General features: G+C 70.3%; 3 protein-coding genes. 2 read left to right on the top strand and 1 reads right to left on the bottom strand.

Annotated elements, in window-relative coordinates; genetic code table 11:
- Positions 1-322 precede the first annotated feature (322 nt).
- On the bottom strand, positions 323-1,579 hold the full coding sequence (gene urtA, locus HBB12_RS32690) for an urea ABC transporter substrate-binding protein (protein ID WP_236993235.1): 1,257 nt from the start codon (positions 1,577-1,579) through the stop codon (positions 323-325).
- A 229-nt stretch (positions 1,580-1,808) separates the two neighbouring features.
- Between urtA and HBB12_RS32685 the strand changes: the two genes are divergently transcribed.
- Together HBB12_RS32685 and HBB12_RS32680 are read left to right on the top strand one after the other, a co-directional pair.
- A complete protein-coding gene (locus tag HBB12_RS32685; protein ID WP_236993234.1) occupies positions 1,809-5,213 on the top strand; it encodes an ATP-binding protein in 3,405 nt (1,134 codons plus the stop codon).
- Positions 5,206-6,120, top strand: coding sequence for a response regulator (locus HBB12_RS32680; RefSeq protein ID WP_236993233.1), 915 nt, complete (start codon positions 5,206-5,208; stop codon positions 6,118-6,120). Before HBB12_RS32685 ends, HBB12_RS32680 begins: the two co-directional genes overlap by 8 nt.
- Positions 6,121-6,122 lie beyond the last annotated feature (2 nt).

The raw sequence follows: 6,122 nt of genomic DNA, 5'->3' as shown, positions 1-6,122 counted from the left end.
TTTCCCCTCTCCCCGACAGATCCCGGGCTTGCCCGGGATCTGCAAGCGACGGACGAAGTCGGGCAAGCCCGACTTCGTTGCGGGGAGAGGCCTGAGCTCCGAAGGGGCTCAGGAAGCCCGAAGGGCGAGGGTGAGGGGGGCTCGACGAGTGAGGCTCCTCCGGAAAACACCCCCTCACCCTCGCTGCGGCTTTCGCCTCCGCTCCTTTCGTCCCCGACAAGGGGGACGAAAGCCTCTCCCCGCCCGCGGGGAGAGGGGATTTCCAGCGCCACTTCTTTCCCCGGACAGCCCTGCGCAGAGGGGGGAGGGTTCGGGTCGGCGCTTACTGGTATCCCTTCGGGAACGGGTTCGGCTCGATCAGGTCGGCGCTCTCGTAGACCACCTCGAACTGGCCGTTAGGCAGCGCCTTGCCGACCCGGGTCTTCGACCAGAGGTGATGGTTGGGGTGGATGCGGACGTAGCCCTCCGGCGCGCCTTTGAACTCGATCCCGCCCGAGGCCGCCGCGACCTTGTCGACGTCGAACGAGCCGGCCTTCTCGACGGTGAGCTTCCACAGGTAGGGCCCGAGATAGGCGGCTTGGGTCACGTCGCCGATCACCGTCTTGTCGCCCCACATCTTCTTGAAGGCGGCGACGAATTTCTCGTTGTTCGGGTTCTTCAGCGACTGGAAGTACTTCATGCAGGCATAGGCGCCGGCGATGTTCTCGCCGCCGATGCCGTCGATCTCGTCCTCGGTGACCGAGATCGTCATCAGTACCTGCTTCGACAGATCGATGCCGGCCGCCTTCAGCTGCTTGTAGAACGCCACGTTCGAGCCGCCGACCACGTCGGTGAAGATCACGTTCGGCTTCGTCAGCTTGATCTTGTTGATGACCGAATTGAACTGGGTGTGGCCGAGCGGGAAATATTCCTCGCCGACGACCTTGCCCTTCAGCACGTTCTCGACGTGCTTGCGGGCGATCTTGTTCGAGGTGCGCGGCCAGATGTAATCGGAGCCGATGAAGAAGAAGGTCCTGGCGTCCTTCTCCTTCGCCACCCAATCGAGGCTGGCGAGGATCTGCTGCGTCGCCTCCTGGCCGGTATAGATGACGTTCTTCGACTGCTCCAGGCCCTCGTAGAAGGTCGGGTAATACAGCATGCCGTTATATTGCTCGAAGACCGGCAGCACCGCCTTGCGCGAGGCCGAAGTCCAGCAGCCCATCACCGCCGCGCACTTGTCGTTGACGAGCAGCTTCTTGGCCTTCTCGGCGAAGGTCGGCCAGTCGGAGGCGCCGTCCTCCTGGATCACCTTGATCTTGCGGCCGAGCACGCCGCCGGCCGCGTTGATCTCCTCGATCGCGAGTTTTTCCGCCTGCTGCGCCCCGGTCTCGGAGATCGCCATCGTGCCGGTGACGGAATGCAGGATGCCGACCGTCACCTCGGTGTCGGTCACGGCGAGGCCGGTCGTGTTGACGGCCGCGGTCGGCGGGGCGGCGGCGAGCGCGAGGCGGGGCAGAAGCGCCGCGGCCGGTGCCGCGGCGAGCCCCATGAGCAGCCGCCGCCGCAACGCCGATTCGAGGCCCCCGTCGTTCTCAGCCATCGTCCTCTCCTGTCGTTCCGTCCGGGCGTTCCCTCGAGGGTCTTGCCCGCCGCATCCGGAACTCAGGCTAGGTGGCGTATTGCGCCGCAGCATATACGCGTTTTTGCGTATTCCGCGGCGGGCCGAAGCCGGACAGGATCATGCGCCCCCGTGCCTCTCGCACGAGAGCATTTCGGCGAGGGAATTCCCCCCGGATCCCGCACTGCCGCGGGCGCGACGACGGAGGCCCATGCCCGGACGACAGCGCATCATCCCGGTCCGCCGCGAGTACAACCAGTGGGTCGCGAACGAGACCCTGGAGGATTTCGCGCTGCGCTTCACGGCCAAGCGCGCCCGGCGCTGGTCGGGCTGGCGGGTCGCCCAGACGGCGCTCGGCTCGGTCGCCTTCCTGGCGCTCGAGGCGATCGGCGGCACCCTGATCCTGTCGAGCGGATTCACCAACACGCTGTGGGCCGTGCTCACGGTCGGGCTGGTGATCTTCCTCACCGGCATGCCGGTGAGCGCCTACGCCGCCCGTTACGGGCTCGACGTCGACCTGCTCACCCGGGGCGCGGGCTTCGGCTATATCGGCTCGACCATCACCTCGCTGATCTACGCGAGCTTCACCTACCTGTTCTTCGCCATCGAGGCCGCCATCCTGGCGCTCGCCCTCGAACTCGGCTTCGGGCTGCCGCTCGCCATCGGCTACCTCGTCAGCGCGCTGGCGGTGATCCCGCTGGTCACCTACGGCATCGCGCTGATCAGCCGGTTCCAGCTCGTGACGCAGCCGGTCTGGCTCGCGCTCAACCTCCTGCCGATCGCCTGCATCGCGGCTCACGCGGATGCGCCGCTCGATGCCTGGATGAGGCATGCGGGCCTTGCCGGCGAGCGAGGTGAGGGCTTCGACCTCCTCCTCTACGGCGCGGCCTGCGGGATCCTGTTCGCGCTCATCGCGCAGATCGGCGAGCAGGTCGATTTCCTGCGCTTCGTACCGCCGGAGGAGCCTGGCCGGCGCGGGCGCTGGTGGGCCGCCGTACTGGGGGCGGGGGCGGGCTGGATCGTGCCGGGCGGCCTCAAGATCCTGCTCGGCTCGTTCCTCGCCGTGCTGGCGCTCGCCCATGGCGTGCCGGCGGAGCGCGCCAGCGAGCCGACGCAGATGTACGCGGTCGCCTTCGGCTACGTCGTCTCGGCGCCCGGGGCCGCGATCGCGCTCACCACCCTGTTCGTCGTGCTGTCGCAGCTCAAGATCAACGTGACCAACGCCTATGCGGGCTCGATCGCGTGGTCGAACTTCTTCTCGCGCCTGACCCACAGCCATCCGGGGCGCGTGGTCTGGCTCGTCTTCAACGTCGCCATCGCGCTCATGCTGATGGAGCTCGGCGTCTACAAGACCCTGGAGCGGACGCTCGGCATTTACGCCCTGGTGGCGGCGGCCTGGATCGGGGCGCTGGTGGCGGATCTCGTGGTCAACAAGCCGCTGAGGCTTTCGCCGCCGGGCATCGAGTTCAAGCGCGCGCACCTCTACGACGTGAACCCGGTCGGCACCGGCGCGATGGCGCTCGCCTGCCTCGTCGCCGGCCTCGCCCATGCGGGTCTGTTCGGCGCGGGGGCCCAGGCCTTCGCGGCCTTCGTGGCGCTCGCCACCGCCTTCGCGGCGGCCCCGCTCATCGCCTGGGCGACGGGCGGGCGCTACTACCTCGCGCGCCGGCCCCGCCGGCACTGGCGCCTTCGCCCGGAGATCACCTGCGGGGTGTGCGAGCATGGATTCGAGCACGAGGACATGGCCCATTGCCCGGCCTACGGGGTGCCGATCTGCTCGCTGTGCTGCTCCCTCGACGCGCGCTGCGGCGACCTGTGCAAGCCGCATGCGCGGCTGGGAGCCCAGGCCCGCCGCGTCGCCGGGCGCCTGCTGCCGGCCCGCGCCGCCGCCCTCGTCGATTCACGCCTCGGGCGCTATGCCGGGGTGATGCTGGCGCTCTGCTGCACCGCCGGGCTGATCCTCGGCGCCATCTACGCCGAGGCGGCGCATCGTCCGGCGGAGCACCGCGCCGTGCTGGCCCAGGCGCTCCAGGCGGTGTTCTGCGTCATGGCGGTGATCTTCGGGGTGGTGGCCTGGCTGTTCGTGCTGGCCCAGGAGAGCCGCCGCGTCGCCCAGGAGGAGAGCGCCCGCCAGACCGCGCTGCACCGGGCCGAGATCGCCGCCCACAAGATCACCGACGCCAAGCTCCAGAAGGCGAAGGAGGCGGCCGAGGCCGCCAACCTCGCCAAGAGCCGCTACGTGACCGGCCTGAGCCACGAATTGCGCACGCCGCTCAACGCGGTGCTCGGCTACGCGCAGCTGCTGGAATCCGACCCCGCCATCCCGCCCCAGCGCCAGGCGGGCCTCAGGGTGATCCGCCGCAGCGCCGAGCACCTGTCCGGGCTGATCGACGGGCTCCTCGACATCTCGCGCATGGAGGCGGGCCGGCTCCAGCTCCACCGCGACGTGGTGCGGCTGCCCGAGTTCCTCGACCAGATCGTCGACATGTGCCGGCCGCAAGCCGAGGCCGCGGGGCTCGCCTTCCGCTTCTCACGGCCGAAGGCGTTACCGGCCCTCGTCGCCACCGACGAGAAGCGCCTGCGCCAGATCCTGCTCAACCTGATCTCGAACGCGATCAAGTTCACCGCGAAGGGCGAGGTCGGGCTGACGCTGACCTATCGCAGCCAGATCGCCGAGTTCGCCGTGACCGATACCGGCACCGGCATCCCGGAGGCCGACCGCCAGCGGATCTTCGAGCCGTTCGTGCGCGGCTCGCTGCCCGCGGCGACCGCCACGCCCGGCACCGGGCTCGGGCTGACCATCGCACATCTGCTCGCCCAGGTGATGGGCGGGGAGATCGCGGTCGCGAGCGACCTCGGGCGCGGCAGCACGTTCCGGTTGCGGCTGATGCTCTCCGCCCTGCCCGAGCCCGCCCGCGCCGCCCCGGCCGAGGCGCCGGTCACCGGCTATGCCGGGCGCCGGCGCACGATCTTCGTCGTCGACGACGACCCGGCCCATCGCGAGTTGATGCGCGAGATCCTCGGCCCCCTCGGCTTCACCCTGCTCTCGGCCGCCGACGGGCCGACCTGCCTCGATCTCGCGGCGGAGTGCCGGCCGGACCTGTTCCTCCTCGACATCGCGATGCCGGGCATGTCCGGCTGGGAACTCGCCCGGGCCCTGCGGGCCGCCGGCCACGGCCCGGCCCGCATCGCCATGCTGTCGGCCAATGCCCACGAGATCAGCCCGGTGCGGGGCGAGGACGCGCCGCACGACGCGATGATCGCCAAGCCCTTCGACCTGCGCGACCTGCTCGCCCGCATCCAGGCGCTGCTCGGCCTCGAATGGACGACCGACGCAGCGCCGGCCGCCGGGCTCAAAGCGCGCCGGGCGCACCCGGACGAGGTCGCCGAACTGCTCCGGCTCGGGCGCATCGGCCATGTCCGGGGCATCGAGGCGAAGCTCACCGAGATCGAGGCGGGAACGCCCGAGCCGCTCATGGCCGAACCACTCCTGGCCGAGCTGCGCGGCCTCGTGCAGGCCTACGACCTGCCCCGCTACATGGCGGTGCTGGAATCGGCGGCGCTGGAATCGGCGGCTCTGGATGCGGCGGGCGACGGGAGGCGCGGCGATGCCTGAGCCGGGCCGGGACATCGTGCTGGTGGTCGACGATTCGCCTGAGACGCTGAGCTTCCTCACCGCCGCCATCGAGGCGACGGGCGCCACGGTGCTGGTCGCGGTTTCAGGAAGCGCCGCGCTCGCGGTGGTGCGGGAGATCACGCCGGACATCATCCTCCTCGACGCGGTGATGCCGGGCCTCGACGGGTTCGAGACCTGCCGCCGCCTCAAGGCCGATGCCGGCCTCGCCCACGTACCGGTGATCTTCATGACCGGGCTGTCGGAAACCGAGCACGTCGTCCGCGGCCTGGGGGCCGGCGGCGTCGATTACGTCACCAAGCCGATCTCGGCGGGCGAGATCCTGGCGCGGATCCGCGTCCACCTCGCCAATGCCCGGGCCTCGCAGAGCGCGCGCCTCGCCCTCGACAGCGCCGGGCGCTTCCTGTTCGCAGTCGATGCCCTCGGGGCGATCCGCTGGTGCACGCCCCAGGCGGCGCGGTTGCTGCGCGATCTCGATCCCGGCCGTCCCGATCCGGCCGGCGGCGTGCCGCTGCTGCCGCCGGCCGCGGCGGCGTGGCTGCGCAGCGGTACCGCCGATCCGCTCACCCTGCCGGGCGGCGACGGACGACGCCTCCAGCTCAGCCGCATCGGCCGCGTCGGCGGGGACGAGGTGTTGCTGCGGCTCAATGTCGAGACCGGCGACGAGATCGAGCGCCTGCGCCGCCTGCTCGGCTTGACCCACCGCGAGGCCGAGGTACTGCTCTGGGTCTCCCGCGGCAAGGCCAGCCGCGACATCGGCGCGATCCTGTCCCTGAGCCCCCGCACCGTCACCAAGCACCTGGAGCAGATCTACGCCAAGCTCGGCGTCGAGAATCGCACCTCGGCCTCGGCGCTGGTCGTGCGCGCGCTCCAGGACGAGCGCAGCTGACC

It is taken from the genome of Methylobacterium sp. SyP6R (genome assembly GCF_019216885.1).
In the GTDB taxonomy this organism is placed as follows: domain Bacteria; phylum Pseudomonadota; class Alphaproteobacteria; order Rhizobiales; family Beijerinckiaceae; genus Methylobacterium.
Note: the sequence above shows the minus strand (reverse complement) of the source record. Positions and strands in the feature narration are given on the sequence as shown.